The organism is Microbulbifer magnicolonia (assembly GCF_035117725.1).
Classification (GTDB): domain Bacteria; phylum Pseudomonadota; class Gammaproteobacteria; order Pseudomonadales; family Cellvibrionaceae; genus Microbulbifer; species Microbulbifer magnicolonia.
Window position 1 is genome coordinate 379919 of the sequence record NZ_JAYEFD010000001.1, and the last position, 17124, is coordinate 397042.

General features: G+C 62.7%; 14 protein-coding genes. 10 read left to right on the forward strand and 4 right to left on the reverse strand.

Annotated features, from left to right (window positions below):
- Positions 1–96: 96 nt before the first annotated feature.
- Complete coding sequence (locus RRF64_RS01685) at positions 97–393, reverse strand: hypothetical protein (RefSeq protein ID WP_323844088.1); 297 nt, start codon at positions 391–393, stop codon at positions 97–99.
- A 202-nt stretch (positions 394–595) separates the two neighbouring features.
- Between RRF64_RS01685 and RRF64_RS01690 the strand changes: the two genes are divergently transcribed.
- The 4 genes from RRF64_RS01690 to RRF64_RS01705 all read left to right on the forward strand — a co-directional run bounded on the left by RRF64_RS01690 (position 596) and on the right by RRF64_RS01705 (position 5813).
- Positions 596–2227, forward strand: a complete 1632-nt coding sequence (locus RRF64_RS01690; protein WP_323844089.1) for an alpha/beta hydrolase — start codon at positions 596–598, stop codon at positions 2225–2227.
- 94 nt (positions 2228–2321) lie between these two features.
- Positions 2322–3563: a lipoprotein-releasing ABC transporter permease subunit gene (locus RRF64_RS01695; protein ID WP_323844090.1), complete on the forward strand. Its 1242-nt coding sequence runs from the start codon at positions 2322–2324 to the stop codon at positions 3561–3563.
- 233 nt (positions 3564–3796) lie between these two features.
- Entirely contained in the window at positions 3797–4546 is a 750-nt protein-coding gene (gene lolD, locus RRF64_RS01700; RefSeq protein WP_323845580.1) for a lipoprotein-releasing ABC transporter ATP-binding protein LolD, read from the forward strand.
- Positions 4539–5813: a lipoprotein-releasing ABC transporter permease subunit gene (locus RRF64_RS01705; RefSeq protein ID WP_323844091.1), complete on the forward strand. Its 1275-nt coding sequence runs from the start codon at positions 4539–4541 to the stop codon at positions 5811–5813. The genes lolD and RRF64_RS01705 overlap by 8 nt, the downstream gene beginning before the upstream one ends.
- 94 nt (positions 5814–5907) lie before the next feature.
- Here the strand turns inward: RRF64_RS01705 and RRF64_RS01710 are convergent, their stop codons facing one another.
- Positions 5908–6438, reverse strand: coding sequence for a DUF2062 domain-containing protein (locus RRF64_RS01710; RefSeq protein ID WP_323844092.1), 531 nt, complete (start codon positions 6436–6438; stop codon positions 5908–5910).
- Positions 6439–6753: 315 nt separating this feature from the next.
- Here RRF64_RS01710 and RRF64_RS01715 point away from each other — a divergent pair, with 315 nt between their 5' ends.
- The 5 genes from RRF64_RS01715 (at position 6754) to prpF (ending at position 13943) form a co-directional block, all read left to right on the forward strand.
- On the forward strand, positions 6754–7437 hold the full coding sequence (locus RRF64_RS01715; RefSeq protein WP_323844093.1) for a GntR family transcriptional regulator: 684 nt from the start codon (positions 6754–6756) through the stop codon (positions 7435–7437).
- 23 nt (positions 7438–7460) lie between these two features.
- Positions 7461–8339: a methylisocitrate lyase gene (gene prpB, locus RRF64_RS01720; RefSeq protein WP_323844094.1), complete on the forward strand. Its 879-nt coding sequence runs from the start codon at positions 7461–7463 to the stop codon at positions 8337–8339.
- A gap of 189 nt (positions 8340–8528) precedes the next feature.
- Entirely contained in the window at positions 8529–9656 is a 1128-nt protein-coding gene (prpC, locus tag RRF64_RS01725; RefSeq protein ID WP_323844095.1) for a bifunctional 2-methylcitrate synthase/citrate synthase, read from the forward strand.
- Between the two features lie 205 nt (positions 9657–9861).
- Complete coding sequence (gene acnD, locus RRF64_RS01730; protein WP_323844096.1) at positions 9862–12489, forward strand: Fe/S-dependent 2-methylisocitrate dehydratase AcnD; 2628 nt, start codon at positions 9862–9864, stop codon at positions 12487–12489.
- Positions 12490–12764: 275 nt separating this feature from the next.
- The gene (gene prpF / locus RRF64_RS01735) at positions 12765–13943 is read left to right on the forward strand and encodes a 2-methylaconitate cis-trans isomerase PrpF (RefSeq protein ID WP_323844097.1); all 1179 of its coding nucleotides are present in this window, start codon (positions 12765–12767) and stop codon (positions 13941–13943) included.
- A 282-nt stretch (positions 13944–14225) separates the two neighbouring features.
- Here the strand turns inward: prpF and RRF64_RS01740 are convergent, their stop codons facing one another.
- Together RRF64_RS01740 and RRF64_RS01745 are read right to left on the reverse strand one after the other, a co-directional pair.
- Entirely contained in the window at positions 14226–14492 is a 267-nt protein-coding gene (locus RRF64_RS01740; RefSeq protein WP_323844098.1) for a hypothetical protein, read from the reverse strand.
- Between the two features lie 37 nt (positions 14493–14529).
- Positions 14530–14673, reverse strand: coding sequence for a hypothetical protein (locus tag RRF64_RS01745; RefSeq protein ID WP_323844099.1), 144 nt, complete (start codon positions 14671–14673; stop codon positions 14530–14532).
- A gap of 954 nt (positions 14674–15627) precedes the next feature.
- Between RRF64_RS01745 and RRF64_RS01750 the strand changes: the two genes are divergently transcribed.
- Positions 15628–17067, forward strand: coding sequence for an aminotransferase-like domain-containing protein (locus RRF64_RS01750; RefSeq protein WP_323844100.1), 1440 nt, complete (start codon positions 15628–15630; stop codon positions 17065–17067).
- Positions 17068–17124: the final 57 nt, after the last annotated feature.

Sequence of the window (17124 nt, forward strand, 5' to 3'; positions counted from 1 at the left end):
GCGTGTTCGTCTATCGCACCGACTCTGTCGCGGCTAGTTGGATGCGCCACTGGCCCGCAAGGCGCCAGCGGTTGTGGCCCGGGGGCGTTCCGCCCTTTAGCCCGGGTGCTTCTTCACCGTATGCAGCGCGGTGTCCCGCTCGAAGTACACGAAGAAATCGGCGTACTCCCAGCGGGTGATCGCCGGATCGCCAACCGGGCCCTGAATGCCGACGGGCTCGCCGAAGCGCGCGGTGACTTCATCTTTTTTCAAACCGCGAACCTGCTCGACATGGGCGTCGCCACCCTGGGCGCCGACGGGCACTTCGATGGTCTCTGCCTGGGCGCCGAGCGCGAGGAGCAGGGCGGCCGCGGCGGTAAATTGGGGGATGCGGTGGCGGAGTCTGCTGAACATGGGTCCTTCTCCGGGTTCATTGTTCTGTGTTGCCGGCCAATTAAAGCAGATATTGCGCTTAAACACTTGGATTTCTTCACGTTTTCCGTCAGGAACCTTGCCGCCGATGGGGCCGGGAGCTGTGGCGACTGCCGGGTGGCGCAGGCGGACCTTGCGCCTGTGCTAGGCTGAAGGTCGAACAGGCCCCCGCGGACAGCCACGGATGCGCATCGGACGACACTTCTCCACGACCGGACTGCTGATCGGCACCATCTTCTTTGCGCTGTCATTGACCCCCTCGCTGATTCCCCGCGCCGGCGCTTTTCAGGGGGTGATATCCGGTCTCTCCTTTGCCGCCGGCTACGGCGTGGGGGTACTCGGTGTCTGGTTGTGGTCCTTTCTCGAGTTGCCGAAACCGGGGGAGCGGGCGCAGCGCCTGTTTGAGTGGGTAGCGACCGGCGTCTGTACTCTGCTGGCGCTGGGGTTCCTGTGGCGCGGCAGCGCCTGGCAGAATTCCGTTCGCGCCCTGATGGGGCTGGAAGAGGAGTCCGGTATCAGGCCGCTCACCATCGCCCTGGTCGCGCTGGCGGTTTTCCTGTTACTGCTTCTGCTCGCCAGATTGTTTCGGCGCACTTTCCTGTTTCTGTCGCGCAAACTGGAGCGCGTGATACCGCGGCGCGTGTCGCTATTTATCGGCCTGGTTGCGGCGGCGGGGCTCTTCTGGGCGGTTTTCAGTGATGTGGTCCTGTCGGCAGCCCTGCACCGGGTGGATGCCATCTACCAGCAACTGGACGCGCGCATTGCGCCGGAGATGTCGCCGCCCGCAGATCCGGCAAAGCCGGGTGGCGCCGAGTCCCTGTTGCGCTGGCAGGACATGGGCCACCAGGGGCGGCGCTATCTGGCGCTGGGACCCACAGCGCAGGATATCGGCGAATTTGCGCCGGGGGCGCCGGCGCCGCTGCGTGTCTATGTCGGGCTGAATGCGGCGGAGACTCCGCAGCAGCGGGCGCAGCTGGCCCTGGATGAACTCAAGCGGGTCGGTGGCTTCGACCGCTCCGTCCTGGTCCTTATCACCCCCACCGGCACCGGCTGGGTGGATCCCGGCGCGATCAACTCGGTGGAATTTCTGCACGGGGGCGATATCGCCAGTGTCGCAGCGCAATACTCCTATCTTCCCAGCCCCATCGCGCTGATGACCGAGGACGCCTACGGCCGGGAGACGGCGCAGGCGCTGTTCCAGTCAGTCTACGGCCACTGGCGCCAGCTGCCGCGGGAATCGCGCCCCAGGCTGTATCTGTTTGGCCTGAGCCTGGGCGCGCTCAACTCGGATCGATCCTTCGATTTCTACGACATCATCGACGATCCTTTCCACGGCGCCCTCTGGACCGGGCCGCCGTTTCGCAGCGATACCTGGCGCGAGGTGACGGCGCACCGGGACCCGGGGTCACCCGCCTGGCTGCCGCAGTTCCGCGGCGGTGCCGTGGTGCGCTTTGGCAACCACTTCGGCGGCTACGAGGAGGGCGAGGTTCCCTGGGGGGCATTCCGCATCGCCTACCTGCAGCACGCCAGCGATCCGATCGTCTTCTTCGAGCCGGAGGCGGCCTTCCGCAGGCCGGCCTGGATGAACAAACCGCGCGGTCCCGATGTCTCACCAGATCTGCAGTGGTATCCGATCGTGACCATGTTCCAGCTGGCGGCGGACATGCACGCGGGCGTAGCCCCCATGGGCTTTGGCCACAGTTACGCGCCGGCGGACTATGTGCATGCCTGGCTGAAGTTGACGGAGCCCGAGGGGTGGAGTGCGGCGGAGCTCGAGCGCCTGCGCGAGAAGCTCCGGACCTATAACGAAAGGTGAGCGTCTCAGCGAATTGGGCGGGACTTCGAAAAGATCGGCCATAACCTCGCTAATTACTTGTATTTACTGGCGATTTTCCGCTTAAATCAGCGCTATGTTAAAACCCGTCCCCCTGTATATCGGCCTGCGCTATGTGGCCGCCCGCCGCCGTCAGCAGTTCATCTCCTTTATCAACGGCTTCTCCCTGCTGGGCATGGCGCTCGGCGTACTGGCGCTGATCGTCGTGACCTCGGTGATGAACGGCTTTGACCGGGAACTGAAGACCCGCATTCTGAGTGTCGTGCCCCACGGTTTCGTCGAAAAGGCCGAGGGCCTGGAAGACTGGCGCAGTGCGGCGCGGCAACTGGAGCAGCAGCCCCATGTCGAGGCGGTGAGTCCCTTTGTGCGCGGTTTTGCGCTGTTGAGTGCCGCAGGCGGCAGCCACGGCGTGGAGTTCCAGGGCGTGGACCCGCGGGCGCTGCGCAATGTCTCCACCGTTGGCGAACACATGATCATGGGCAGCCTGGACGCGCTGCAGCCGCGCGAATACCAGATTGTGCTGGGGCGCATCCTCGCCCGCCAGTTGAATGTGATCCCGGGTGACAGTGTGGTGCTGACACTGCCGGAAGTGGTGGTCACCCCCGCGGGTATTTTCCCCCGCACCAAGCGCTTCACGGTCGCCGGCGTGTTCTCCGTCGGCGCCCAGGTGGACCAGAATATGGCGCTGATGCATCTGGACGATGCCGCGCGGCTGCTGCGTATGCCGGGCCGGGCGCAGGGGCTGCAGTTGCGCTTCGACGATATGGACAATGCGCTGGGGCGGGTGTCTGCCTACGCGGAAGGTCTGGGTGAAGGATTTACCGGCGAGGACTGGAGCCTGTCCCAGGGCAGCCTGTTCCAGGCGGTGAAGATGGAAAAGACGGTCGTCACCCTGATGCTGCTGATCATCGTCGCCGTGGCCGCATTCAATATCGTCTCGGCGCTGGTGCTGATGGTTGCCGACAAGCGCTCGGATATCGCCGTGCTGCGCACGCTCGGGCTCACCTCGCGGCAGATAATGGCGGTATTCGTCGTGCAGGGCAGTGCCATCGGCATTATCGGCGCCTTTATCGGCGCGGTGCTGGGCATCCTGATCGCGCTGAATCTGACCGACATGGTGAGCTGGGCGGAGAACCTGCTGGGGGCGAAGATCTTCGATCCGCGCATATTCTTTGTCAGCTTCCTGCCATCGGAATTCCGCGCGGGCGATGCAGCCCTGGTGCTGTCCGCAGCGGTGCTGATGAGCCTGCTGGCGACGCTGTTTCCCGCCTGGCGCGCGGCGCAGATAGAGCCGGCGGAGGCGCTGCGGTATGAGTAATAGCGAGCAGGCTCCTACAGCGCTCTCTCGTCATTCCGGCGCAGGCCGGACAGCGTAGGCATGGATGCCGTAGCGAGCATTCGCGAAGCGAATGGCCCGAAGGGCCTGGCGCAGGAGCGCCAGCTAATCCAGGTGCCACCAAACTGGATACCGGCCTGCGCCGGTATGACGAACGAATGGACGTTTGATGCAAAGCGCCATATCTACAGAAAAAATTCAGGCTAAATAATTTGATGAACAGCCAAGTGGAAATAAATACCGAGCAGGCGACGCCGGCAGAGAGCAAAGAGGCAGTGCTCGCCTGCCGCCAGCTGCGCAAGAGCTATCGCCAGGGCACCAAAGAGCTGGAGGTGCTGCGCGGCGTCGAGCTGGAAGTCAAACGCGGCGAGAAACTGGCCATCGTCGGCGCTTCCGGATCCGGCAAGTCGACGCTGCTGAACCTGCTCGGCGGCCTGGATACCCCCAGCGCCGGTGAGGTCTGGGTGGCGGGGCAGAACCTGGCCAGCCTGAATGCCAACGAGCGCGGCTGGCTGCGCAACAGCAGCCTGGGCTTTGTGTACCAGTTCCACCACCTGCTCGGCGAGTTTTCCGCGCTGGAAAACGTCGCCATGCCGCTGCTGATCGGCAAGCATTCCGTCGCCAGCGCCCGCGCGGAGGCCCAGGCCATGCTCGAGGCAGTCGGCCTCGGAGCGCGCCTCACGCACAAGCCGTCGCAGCTGTCCGGTGGCGAGCGCCAGCGGGTGGCCATCGCACGGGCGCTGGTGACCCGGCCCGCCTGCGTGCTGATGGACGAGCCCACCGGCAACCTGGACCGGGCCACCGCCAGAGAGATTCACAGGCTGATGGACAAGCTCAACAGCGAGATGGGCATCAGCTTTGTCATAGTGACGCACGATCCGGACCTGGCCGCGGCCCTGGACCGCTGCCTGCACCTGATCGACGGCCGACTGGAACGCGACTGGCACGAGGGCGACCGTGTTTAAGCCGCTGCCCGCTTTTATCGGCCTGCGCTACGCGGGTGCCCAGCGGCACAGCGAAGATTCCGCCGGGCTGGTGTCGTTCATCTCCGGCCTGTCCATGGTGGGGCTGATTCTCGGCGTGGCGCTGATGATCGTGGTGATGTCGGTGATGAACGGCTTCGACCGCGAGCTGCGCGAGCGCATCCTCGGCATCATGCCCCACGCGACCATCTACAACGCCAGCCCCGAGATCGACTGGCCGGCCCTGCGCGACAAGCTCGCCACGGATCCGGAGGTCATCGCAGCCGCAGAGGTCTGGCAGGTCAATGCCCTGGCGCGCAAGGGCAGGGAAGTGACGCCGCTGCTGGTGCAGGGCATAAACCCCGACACCATCGTCAAGGTGTCGAATGTCGGCGAATTCCTCGATCCGCAGGCATTCGCCGCCCTCGGCGACAGCGCCGAGCCCGGGGTCATTCTCGGCCGCGGTATTGCAGAGAAGCTGGGGGTAGCCGAGGGCGAGCACCTGTCCCTGATCGTGCCCAATAGCGGCGGGAATGGAGAGGCAGCCGATGGCGGCCGCCGCGCGGCGCGCCTGGCCGGCTTCAAGGTGGTGGATATCTTTCACTCGGGCACCGCGCTGGATCACTCCCTGGCCCTGCTGTCCTGGTCCCAGGCGCAGGCCCTCGCGGGTGGCAGCGGCGGCGCCGGTGTGCAGTTGCGCCTGAGTGAGATGCTCGAGGCCAACTGGATCATGCGCCGCCTGCTGCAGGAACTGCCGGCACAGGATTTCTACGGCAGCGACTGGAGCAGCACCCACGGCAACCTCTATCAGGCGATCCAGATGTCGCGCAACCTGGTCGGGCTGCTGGTGCTGCTGATCATCGCCATCGCCGCGTTTAACGTGGTGTCGACCCTGGTGATGGTGGTGATCGACAAGCACAGCGACATCGCCATACTGCGCACCATGGGCGCCAGCACCCGCGAGATACTGCTCACCTTCGTCAGTCAGGGCGCGCTGGTGGGCCTGGTCGGCGCCGTGGTCGGGGGGATTCTGGGCGTGCTGGGCTCGCTGACGGTCACCGACCTGGTGGCCGGGCTCGAATCCCTGTTCGGTATCCAGTTCCTGAAGTCCGATGTCTACCCGGTGGACTATCTGCCGTCCGAACTGCAGTGGCCGGATGTGGCCCTGGTCGTGGGCGCGGGCTTGCTACTCAGCCTGCTGGCGACCCTCTACCCGGCGCTACAGGCCAGCCGCGTGCAGCCGGCCGCCGCCCTGCGCAACGAGCAGTAGGCAATCCGCGCATCAGTGCATTGGATTTCAAGGGCGGGGTGCGCCACTGTTCCCCCTGGTGGCGGTGCGCACGGCGCACCCTACGGGGTCAATTTTATTGGAAATTGACCATTGAGCGCTTGGCGAGCCGCAGCTTCCAGCGCTTCAACACATGCCAGCGCCACAGCGCCTGCATCGTAAAGTAGGACAGGGTGGCAAAGAAGATGCCCGCCAGCAGCGAGCCGAAAAACAGCGGCAGCCAGATTTTCCCCACCTCTTCAGTCAGCCACTCCCACGACAGCTCTATGCGGAAATCCAGCGGCGGCGTGCCCAGTATCCAGGCGCCCAATTTGTAAGTGCTGTAAAAGATGGCCGGCATGGTCACCGGGTTGCTGATCCACACCAGAATCATCGATAGCGGCAGGTTGCAGCGGAACCACAGGGCCAGCAGCGCGGCGATGATCATCTGCCCCGGCAGCGGCAGGAAACTGGTGAAGATACCCACCGCAAAGGCCACGGACACCGAGTGGCGGTTCAGGTGGAAGAGGTTGGGGTCGTGCAAAAGAGTGCCGAGAAACTTCAGGCCGCTGTTGGCGCGGACCTGCTCGGGGGTTGGCAGCCATCGCCTGATAATACTCTTCGGCATATTTCTATATATCCGGGTGCTGGCAATTATTAACGAATGATTCTGTCGCCAAGGGACGGAAAGACAAATCCGGTGCATGATCCTCTGGCGCCGTCCAGCCGTAAGCATAGAGTACCTGGGCACGGGCGTACCGGTGCGGGCGCTATTATGCCCACTTAGTTATTACAAGACTACCGCTCCACAAAAAGTCAGCTTTTCCGCTGGATTGTCAACAATTACCCGTTGCGTTTCGGGTTGACGCCGGGAATTGGCTGGTTTATGGTCGGCTCTTCTCGGGATTGTCGACAATCCGAAGTCCATACCGGAGGTTGTTAATTGGAAGGCGGACAGCTGAAGAGCATCGAGGCGAGCCAGAGCCTGGCCGAGCGGTTGTTCGTCACCCTGCGCGGCGAAATCGTCGAGGGGCAGATCGCTGCCGGCAGCAAGATCAGCGAGCCGGAGCTGGCGCGGCGCTTCAATGCCAGCCGCGGCAGCCTGCGCGAGGCGCTGATGCGGCTCGAATCCCTGGGCCTGCTGGAGCGCCGCGTCAACGTGGGCGCGCGGGTGGTCGACCTGACCGAGCGCGGCCTGCTGGATCTCTACGAAGTGCGTGAGGCGCTCGAGGGCATGGCCTGTCGCCTCGCCGCCCAGTACCACACGAAAGAAGATCTGGTAGAACTGCGCCAGATGCTGGCCCGCCACGAGCAGCAGGAAGAGCTGCAGGCGGGCAAGGCCTACTTCCAGCCGGAAGGCGACTTCGACTTCCACTTCCGCATAGTGCAGGCGTCCAAGAACGACCTGCTGATCGACACACTCTGCAATCGCCTCTACTACCGGGTGCGCATGTACCGCTATCAGCTGGGTATGGCCAGCCCGCGCGCACAGCGCGCCTTCCGAGAGCACGGTCATATCATCGAGGCCATCGAAGCGGGGGACGGCGAGCTGGCCGAGCTGTTGATGCGCCGGCATATCCGCGCCTCGCGGCACAACATTGAAAAGAAACTAACAACAGAAACCTGACAAAAGAAACCTGAGGTTTGCCCATGAGCCAGAAGTCTTCCGCCGGCGCGCGTTTCCGCCGCGCCCTTGAAGAAAACCAACCATTACAGGTGGTCGGCACCATCAACGCCTACACCGCCATGATGGCCGAGCGCATCGGCCACAAGGCCATCTACCTGTCCGGCGCCGGCGTCGCCAACGCCTCCTACGGCTTGCCGGACCTGGGCATGACCAGCGTCGACAATGTGCTGGAAGACGTGCGCCGCATCACCGCGGCCAGCGAGCTGCCGCTGCTGGTGGATATCGACACCGGCTGGGGCGGTGCCTTCAATATCTCCCGCACCATCAAGGAGATGATCCGCGCCGGCGCCGCAGCAGTGCATATCGAAGACCAGGTGGCGCAGAAGCGCTGCGGCCACCGCCCGAACAAGGAAATCGTCTCCAAAGAGGAGATGGTCGACCGCATCAAGGCGGCCGTTGACGCCCGTACCGACGACGACTTCTTTATCATGGCGCGCACCGACTCCTTCGCCCAAGAGGGACTGGAAGCGGCCATCGACCGCGCCCAGGCCTGCATCGAGGCCGGCGCCGACGGCATCTTCGCCGAGGCGGTGACCGAACTGGAGCACTACCGCGCCTTCAAGGACGCGCTGAATGTGCCCATCCTCGCCAACATCACCGAATTCGGTAAAACCAGGCTGTACAACGCCAGAGAGCTGGGCGAATCCGGCGCGGATATCGTGCTGTACCCGCTGTCCGCCTTCCGTGCGATGAACAAAGCCGCGGAAAACGTCTATACCAGTATTCTGCAAAACGGCGACCAGACTGCGGTGGTCGACACCATGCAGACCCGCGAGGAACTGTATGACTACCTCAACTACCACGACTTCGAGCAAAAGCTGGACAGTCTGTTCAAGAAATAATTGGCACTGACCCTGGGAACGCCGAGCTCCAGCTCGGCAAGCGGGCCAAAGGCCCGCCCTGTAGGAGCGGCGGGGCGGCCATCCGTCGGTGGCCGCGATCGATCTTTCCGATTGGCGAGTCCGATCGCGGCCATGGGCCGCTCCTACATCCATCAAACCGAACAAACTCAAGAGAAAGGGGAAATAAAGATGGCAGAGAAAAAAGTAGGAGGCGCCGGCCTGCGCGGCCAGGTCGCCGGCAAAACCGCACTGTCCACCGTGGGTAAATCCGGCTCAGGCCTCACTTACCGCGGCTACGACGTCAAAGACCTGGCGGAGAACTGCGAATTTGAAGAAGTCGCCTACCTGATTTTCTACGGCGAGCTGCCCACCAGGGCACAACTGGCCGACTACAAAGGCGTACTGAAAGGCATGCGCGGCCTGCCGCAGGCCCTGCGCGAAGTACTCGAGCGCATTCCCGCCGACGCCCACCCGATGGACGTGATGCGCACCGGCTGCTCCATGCTGGGCAACCTGGAGGGCGAGGAGTCCTTCGCGCAGCAGCAGGAAAAAGCCAACCGCCTGCTGGCCGCCTTCCCGTCGATCATCTGCTACTGGTACCGCTTCACCCACGACGGCGTGCGCATCGAAACCGAAACCGATGACGATTCCATCGGCGGCCACTTCCTGCATATGCTGCGCGGCGAAAAGCCGAACGCGCTGCACGAGCAGGTGATGAACGTTTCCCTGATCCTGTACGCCGAGCACGAGTTCAACGCGTCCACCTTCACTGCGCGCGTCTGCGCCTCGACCCTGTCTGACCTGTTCAGCTGCATCACCGGTGCCATCGGCTCCCTGCGTGGCCCGCTGCACGGCGGTGCGAACGAAGCGGCGATGGAACTGATCGAGCGTTTCTCCTCTGCCGACGAAGCCGAGCAAGCACTGCTGGGCATGCTGGAGCGCAAGGAAAAGATCATGGGCTTCGGCCACGCGGTCTACACCGAGTCCGACCCGCGCAACGCCATCATCAAGCAGTGGTCCGAAAAGCTGGCCGCGGACGTGGGCGACGACGTGCTCTACCCGGTTTCCGTGCGCTGCGAGGAAGTCATGTGGCGCGAGAAGAAGCTGTTCTGCAACGCGGACTTCTTCCACGCTTCCGCCTATCACTTTATGGGCATTCCCACCAAGCTGTTTACCCCGATCTTCGTGATGTCCCGCGTAACCGGCTGGGCCGCCCACGTATTCGAGCAGCGCGCCGACAACCGCATCATCCGCCCGAGTGCCGAGTACGTCGGTCCGGAACTGCGCAAGGTTGTGCCGATTGCCGAGCGCGGTTAACCCCCCCCTGGGAACGCCGAGCTGTTTACCTTGGAACGCTGAAGGCTCCAGCTCGGCATGCGGGCCGCAGGCCCGCCATTTGTAGGAGCGGTCGTTGGCCGCGATCGGACTCAATCGCAGCCGCGGATATCAATCGCGGCCAACGGCCGCTCCTACAGGTTTGTGCCGGAAATTGACCGCAGATACGAGTAGACAGATTTACCAAATGATGAACACCGAATACCGCAAAAACCTCCCCGGCACGGATCTCGATTACTTCGACACCCGCGCCGCCGTCGAAGCCATCCAGCCCGGCGCCTACGCCAAGCTGCCGTACACCTCGCGCATCCTGGCCGAAAACCTGGTGCGCCGCTGCGAGCCGGAAAATCTGACTGCAGCGCTGAAGCAGATTATCGAGCGCAAGCGCGAACTGGACTTTCCCTGGTTCCCCGCGCGCGTCGTCTGCCACGATATCCTCGGCCAGACTGCGCTGGTGGACCTCGCCGGCCTGCGCGATGCCATCGCGGAGCAGGGCGGTGACCCGTCCAAGGTCAATCCGGTGGTGCCGACCCAGCTGATCGTCGATCACTCACTGGCCGTAGAGCATCCCGGCTTCGAGAAAGACGCGTTCGAAAAGAACCGCGCAGTGGAAGAGCGCCGCAACGAGGACCGCTTCCACTTTATCAACTGGACCAAGACCGCGTTCGAGAACGTCGACGTGATTCCGCCGGGCAACGGCATCATGCACCAGATCAACCTGGAGAAAATGTCTCCGGTAATACAGGTGAAAAACGCCCCCGATGGAACAAAAGTCGCCTTCCCGGATACCTGTGTCGGCACCGACAGCCACACCCCGATGGTGGACGCACTGGGCGTTATCTCCGTCGGCGTCGGCGGCCTCGAAGCCGAGAGCGTCATGCTCGGCCGAGCCTCCTATATGCGCCTGCCCGACATCGTCGGCGTCGAGCTGACCGGCAAACTGCAGCCCGGCATCACCGGAACCGACATGGTGCTGGCGCTGACCGAATTCCTGCGCCGCGAGCGCGTGGTGGGCGCCTACCTGGAATTCTTCGGCGAGGGCGCTTCCAGCCTGAGCCTGGGCGACCGCGCCACCATCGCCAACATGACACCGGAGTACGGCGCCACCGCCGGTATGTTCGCCATCGACGAGCAGACCATCGACTACCTGAAGCTGACCGGCCGCGACGACGAGCAGGTGGCGCTGGTAGAAAAATTCGCGAAGGAAACCGGCCTCTGGGCGGACACTTTGAAAGACGCCGAGTACGAGCGCGTACTGAAGTTCGATCTTTCCTCAGTAGGCCGCAACCTGGCCGGCCCGTCCAACCCGCACGCGCTGCTGCCGGTATCCGAACTGGCCAACCGTGGTATCGCCCGAGATTGGAAAGAGCAGTGGAAGGAAGAAGAGGGCCTGATGCCCGACGGTGCGGTGATCATCGCGGCGATCACCAGCTGTACCAACACCAGCAACCCGCGCAACATGATTGCCGCCGGCCTGATCGCGCGCAACGCGAACAAGCTGGGCCTGACCCGCAAGCCCTGGGTGAAAACCTCCCTGGCGCCGGGGTCCAAGACCGTAAAAATGTACCTGGAAGAAGCCGACCTGCTGCCGGACCTGCAGCAACTGGGCTTCGATGTGGTCGCGTTTGCCTGTACCACCTGTAACGGCATGAGCGGCGCGCTGGATCCGGTTATTCAAAAGGAAGTGATCGACCGCGACCTCTACGCCACCGCCGTACTGTCCGGCAACCGCAACTTCGACGGCCGTATCCATCCGTATGCGAAGCAGGCCTTCCTGGCCTCGCCGCCGCTGGTAGTGGCCTACGCCATCGCCGGTACCATCCGCTTCGATATCGAGAAAGACATACTGGGCCACGACAAAGACGGCAACCCGGTGACGCTGAAGGATATCTGGCCGAGCGACGAAGAGATCGATGCGATCGTCAAGCAGAGCGTGAAGCCGCAGCAGTTCCGCGACGTCTACATTCCGATGTTCGACCTGGAAAAGCGCGCGGAAGAGAAGGGCAGTGCGCTGTACGACTGGCGCCCGATGAGCACCTATATCCGCCGGCCGCCCTACTGGGAAGGCGCTTTAGCGGGAGAACGCGCGCTGAAAGGCATGCGTCCGCTGGCCGTGCTGGGTGACAACATCACCACCGACCACCTGTCGCCGTCCAACGCGATCCTGGCCAGCAGTGCCGCCGGTGAATACCTGGCGAAAATGGGCCTGCCGGAAGAGGACTTCAACTCCTACGCCACCCACCGCGGCGACCACCTGACCGCGCAGCGCGCCACCTTCGCCAACCCGAAACTGTTGAACGAAATGGTGCGCGACGAGAACGGTGAGGTGAAGCAGGGCTCCCTGGCCCGCGTGGAGCCGGAAGGCAAGGTCACCCGCATGTGGGAAGCCATCGAGACCTACATGGACCGCAAGCAGCCGCTCATCATCGTCGCCGGCGCCGACTACGGCCAGGGCTCGTCCCGCGACTGGGCGGCGAAGGGCGTGCGCCTCGCCGGTGTGGAAGCGATCGTCGCCGAAGGCTTCGAGCGCATTCACCGCACCAACCTGATCGGCATGGGCGTGCTGCCGCTGGAATTCCAGCCCGGCACCACGCGCAAGACCCTGGGCCTCGACGGCACCGAGACTTACGACGTGATCGGCGACCGCACCCCGCGCGCGACCCTGACGCTGGTGATCCATCGCCAGAACGGCGAGAGCCTGGACGTGCCGGTAACCTGCCGCCTGGATACCGCGGAAGAGGTTTCCATCTACGAAGCCGGCGGCGTGCTGCAGCGCTTCGCCAAGGATTTCCTCGAAGCGGAAGCAACTGCCTAAGTTCAATAGTCGTCATGCCGGACTTGATCCAGCATGACGAGCGAACAGGGTGCGCCGCGCGCACCACAAAAACCGTAGGATGGGCAAAGGAGCGTAGCGACGCGCCCATCAGCAGAGCCTGCTGACGAATGCGTAACGCTTCGCCCATCCTACGGCAGCCAACACCAATAATCGCTGTGGGAGCCTGCCCTGCAGGCGAACGAATCGGAGTCCGATTTAATCGCCTGCAGGGCAGGCTCCCACAGAATGGTTGAATGACTTTTGCCGAGAAATCAATGAGCCATCCTCCCCAAATCAAAGTCCCCGCCACCTACATGCGCGGCGGCACCAGCAAAGGCGTCTTCTTCCGCCTGCAGGACCTGCCCGAATCCGCCCAGGTCCCCGGCCAAGCTCGCGACAAACTGCTGCTGCGCGTCATCGGCAGCCCCGACCCCTACGGCAAACAGACCGACGGTATGGGCGGTGCCACCTCCAGCACCAGCAAGACGGTAATCCTGTCCAAAAGCGAACAGCCCAACCACGACGTGGACTACTTGTTCGGCCAGGTCTCCATCGACAAGCCCTTCGTGGACTGGTCCGGCAACTGCGGCAACCTCACCGCCGCCGTCGGTGCCTTCGCCATCAACAGCGGTTTCGTCGCTGCGGAGCGCGTGCCGGAAAACGGCATCTGCACCGTGCGCATCTGGCAAGCCAATATCGGCAAGACCATCATCGCCCACGTACCCATCACCAACGGTGAAGTGCAGGAAACCGGCGGTTTCGAACTGGACGGCGTCACCTTCCCGGCGGCAGAGGTCCAGATCGAATTCATGGATCCGGCAGACGGCGAGGGCGCGATGTTCCCCACCGGCAACCTGGTGGACGACTTAGAGGTGCCGGGCGTCGGCACCCTGAAGGCCACCATGATCAACGCCGGCATCCCGACGATCTTCGTCAATGCCGCCGACATCGGCTACACCGGTACCGAACTGCAGGAAGTCATCAACGGCGACGACAAGGCCCTGGCCATGTTCGAGACCATCCGTGCCCACGGCGCGGTGAAAATGGGCTTGATCGAAAAGGTGGAAGAGGCCGCAGCCCGCCAGCATACCCCCAAGGTCGCGTTCGTTGCGCCGCCCAAGGGCTATGTGGCATCCAGCGGCAAGGAAGTCGCCGCAGACGATATCGACCTGCTGGTGCGCGCCCTGTCCATGGGCAAACTGCACCACGCCATGATGGGCACCGCCGCCGTCGCGATCGGCACTGCCGCTGCCATTCCCGGTACCCTGGTCAATCTGGCCGCCGGGGGAGAGGAGCGCAATGTGGTGAACTTCGGCCATCCGTCCGGCACCTTGCGTGTGGGCGCGGAAGCGGAAGTGGTCAATGGGCAGTGGACTGCTACCAAGGCCATTATGAGCCGCAGTGCGCGAGTACTGATGGAAGGGTGGGTGCGTGTGCCCGGGGACAGCTTCTAGAGTGCCGTAAGGTTAATTCTTTAACCGATCGCTTCGCCACAGACACCATGGCGGCGTTGAGAAAGCTTGAAATTACGCTGCTGTTCCGGCGCTTTCTCGGCTTGCCCTGGAGCCTGTGGCTGTGCGCTTAATTTACAGAATTAACCGCATGGACCACTAGTGAAAATGACAGATCGCCGGGCGCGAGGGAAACCACGGCTGCCGGCGGCGCAGCCACCAGCAGCACGCGAGAGACCGCGCCGGACCGGAGATACACCCGCGCCGGCCGGGCCAGGTTCTCCATCACTCGGGCGACTTGCCGAGCTTGGTGTGGATGCTCGCGGCGTTCTGCTCGTCGTCGCCAGTAAATAGCCTGAACTCGCGCTCAAAACCTTCTAGAAATTCCAGAATCATCGCGCGCTCTGCCACCATATACACTGGCACAGGCGCTGGTGGCAGTTCGCCCCCCTCAGCATCGAACGAATCTGACAGCTGTGTCGGATTCTCCCCCTCGTCCACAGCCTGCGCGGTTGCGCGCGGGTGCGCTTTTGCTTTTCGACTCTTTCTCATAAATCCCCCGATTATAATTATTGGCAAAAGTCCAAGGTCACGCCCCATGCACGGCCTGCGGGCCTTGCTGCTCCTGCTTTCTGGCGCCGGCGATCAGCAGGCCGGCCAGCAGCGACAGGTCATGCCAGGACAGCGCGCTGCCAAAGAGGATGATGCGGCGCTGCTCAAACGAGAACAGCAACCAGGTGCACCCACACCAGGCCGAAGAACAGGGCAATGAGCGGCCAGCTGGTCAGGGGCCGCAGATTCTGCAAGCGCCCCCCTCGTTAGTCGGACATGAAACTTGCCGTCATGTGCGAAAGGAGGTGTGTAGTCCTGGACAACAGGGATTTTTTCATGGCCATTCCGCGCCATATCTGATGGGCGGCAGATTAAGCCTGGACGGGCGATCGGGTCAGGTATAAAAAAATAAATACAATAGGTACAGGTTGAGTGCTTGCAAGGTGGAGCCGTGACCGCGGAATTTCGGTACCAGAGACCGGAGCCCTGGTTGCTGCGGGGGTATTCGAGACCGGCGTTGACGGCCGGGCGAGCGACTGTCACCTATTACTCCGCAGAAATCAGCAGTATTGACCTCGAGTCCGAGGAAGCAGTCTGAGATGGCAGCGCCACACACTGGCGCGTTCCGTCCAGAGTCAGGTGTATCTCCTTCCGGGCTTCGGATTTTTCGCCCTCGAATGTGAGGGAAACCCGGCTCGCGGGCAGCCGCTGGAGGCAAATTTGCTGACCCGCGTTATCTGTAGTCATCGCGGGCATTTGCGTGACTTCGACTGTTGCCGGCAGGCGGAGAGTGATGCGCGCGGAGGCAGACGCGCTGGCTCTACTGTCTTCCGCACTCGCCGCCGCTACGAAACGCGCGAACAAAAGCGCGCTGGCGCCAGCGAGGTAGCGCAGGTCTATCTGCGGCCAGCTGGTCAGGCGCCGCAGACTCTGGAAGCGGCCCTTGAAGAGTCGGAAGTTAAGTTTGCCTCCTCGAGCGAGAGGAGGTGGGAAAACCGGTACAACAGGAATTTTCTCCACGGGGGCGAATCCGCTAACGGTCAGTTTGCGGGCACATTACGCGAATAGAATTGATAGGGTCAGGGCTACAAGCAGGAAATATAATAGGTACAGATTTCGTTTGAGAGTTAAGCCCTTGGCCCAAGAGTATCGTTATCTCCAGCTGGAGGCCTGGCTTCTGCAATGCCTCAAAGAACAGCGGTGGCGTCCGGGTGAGCGGCTTCCGTCGATACGCAGTCTGTGCCGGGAACACGGTGTTTCAAAAGCTACCGCACAGCACGCACTGCAGAGACTCGAAGCTCAGGGACTGGTGGAGGCGCGCCCCAAGGCGGGGCATTTCGTATCCCAGCAAATTCCCAGGGCACAGCCGCCGCTCAGCCGGACGCGCATCGAGGCCCCGAGACCCGTCACAGTCAGCGACTTGCTGCTGGATATCATGCGCCGAAGTGCCGCCTTCGATATCCTGCCGGAATCCCATAGCGGCGAGCTGCCGCCCGGTATTGTCGCCTTGAACCGCTCCATCGGGCGTTCGCTCAGAAGGCAAAAGGGGGAAGACTATCAGTACTACGACGAACCGGCCGGTGACGGCGGCCTGCGGGAACAGCTGGCACTGCACCTGTCCCGACGTGGCTTGCAGGTTGGGCCGGAGCATTTGTGCATAACGTCCGGTTGCCAGCACGCGCTGTTTCTTGCACTGATGGCCTGTTGCAAGCGGGGAGACGTGGTGGCTGTTGAGTCGCCCGGATTCTATGGCGTCATGCAGCTTATTGAGCAACTTGAACTGCGAGTCGTCGAGGTCCCGGCGTCCAGTGAAACTGGTATGGATATCGATGCACTGGAAGAGGTGCTGCGTCGCTGGCAGGTAAGGGCATGCATCGTTTCTCCAGCATTTGCCACGCCGGGCGGCGCCCTGATGGGCGATTCGTCCAAACGCCGGCTGCTGGCACTGGCTGAGCAGTATGACCTCGCTGTAATCGAGGACGATATTTATGCGGACACCGCGTTCGGAGCGGTACCTGATCCACTCAAGGCCCTGGATACTGAGGACCGGGTGATTCTTTGCAGTTCCTTCTCAAAGTGCCTGTCCCGCGACTTGCGGCTCGGTTGGATTTCCGGCGGGCGCTGGCATGCGCGTATTCTCCACCTCAAACTGATGACGCAGCTGGCAAGTAGCCGCTTTCTCCAGCGAGGCGTGGCCGAGTTTATGGCGGACGGCGGCCTCACGGCGCACTTACGCCGTTTGCGCATCGAGCTGCGCGAACGCCGGGATCATTTACTTGCGCTGCTACAGGCCTGGCCCGGTGAGGTTCGGGTGAGCGCGCCGCAAGGCGGATTGGCGGTGTGGGTTGAGTTGGCGGATACGGTGGATACGCTGGCAATTTATCCCGAGGCGCTGAGTGCGGGTGTCGTGATCACACCCGGCCCGTTGTTTTCCGTATCGGGAAAGTTCAAGAATTGTCTGCGCCTCAGCTTTGCGCATGCCTGGACCAACGCGCGCGAGGCCGCATTAAAGCAACTGCCGGAGCTGTTGTATCAGCCGATTCAGAGCTGCAATTTTCGGCAATCTCCTCCGTGACTAAGGATGTAGTAGCCAATAGCCTACGGGCCAATTGCATTAGCAAAGGCACCTTCT

Bases quoted from the DNA above. Each gene is read 5' to 3' on its own strand.
- RRF64_RS01695 (WP_323844090.1), top strand. From the start codon at position 2,322: ATGTTAAAACCCGTCCCCCTGTATATCGGCCTGCGCTATGTGGCCGCC.
- RRF64_RS01690 (WP_323844089.1), top strand. From the start codon at position 596: ATGCGCATCGGACGACACTTCTCCACGACCGGACTGCTGATCGGCACC.
- lolD (WP_323845580.1), top strand. From the start codon at position 3,797: ATGAACAGCCAAGTGGAAATAAATACCGAGCAGGCGACGCCGGCAGAG.
- prpB (WP_323844094.1), top strand. From the start codon at position 7,461: ATGAGCCAGAAGTCTTCCGCCGGCGCGCGTTTCCGCCGCGCCCTTGAA.
- RRF64_RS01740 (WP_323844098.1), bottom strand. From the start codon at position 14,492: ATGAGAAAGAGTCGAAAAGCAAAAGCGCACCCGCGCGCAACCGCGCAG.
- RRF64_RS01710 (WP_323844092.1), bottom strand. From the start codon at position 6,438: ATGCCGAAGAGTATTATCAGGCGATGGCTGCCAACCCCCGAGCAGGTC.
- RRF64_RS01685 (WP_323844088.1), bottom strand. From the start codon at position 393: ATGTTCAGCAGACTCCGCCACCGCATCCCCCAATTTACCGCCGCGGCC.
- acnD (WP_323844096.1), top strand. From the start codon at position 9,862: ATGATGAACACCGAATACCGCAAAAACCTCCCCGGCACGGATCTCGAT.
- prpF (WP_323844097.1), top strand. From the start codon at position 12,765: ATGAGCCATCCTCCCCAAATCAAAGTCCCCGCCACCTACATGCGCGGC.
- prpC (WP_323844095.1), top strand. From the start codon at position 8,529: ATGGCAGAGAAAAAAGTAGGAGGCGCCGGCCTGCGCGGCCAGGTCGCC.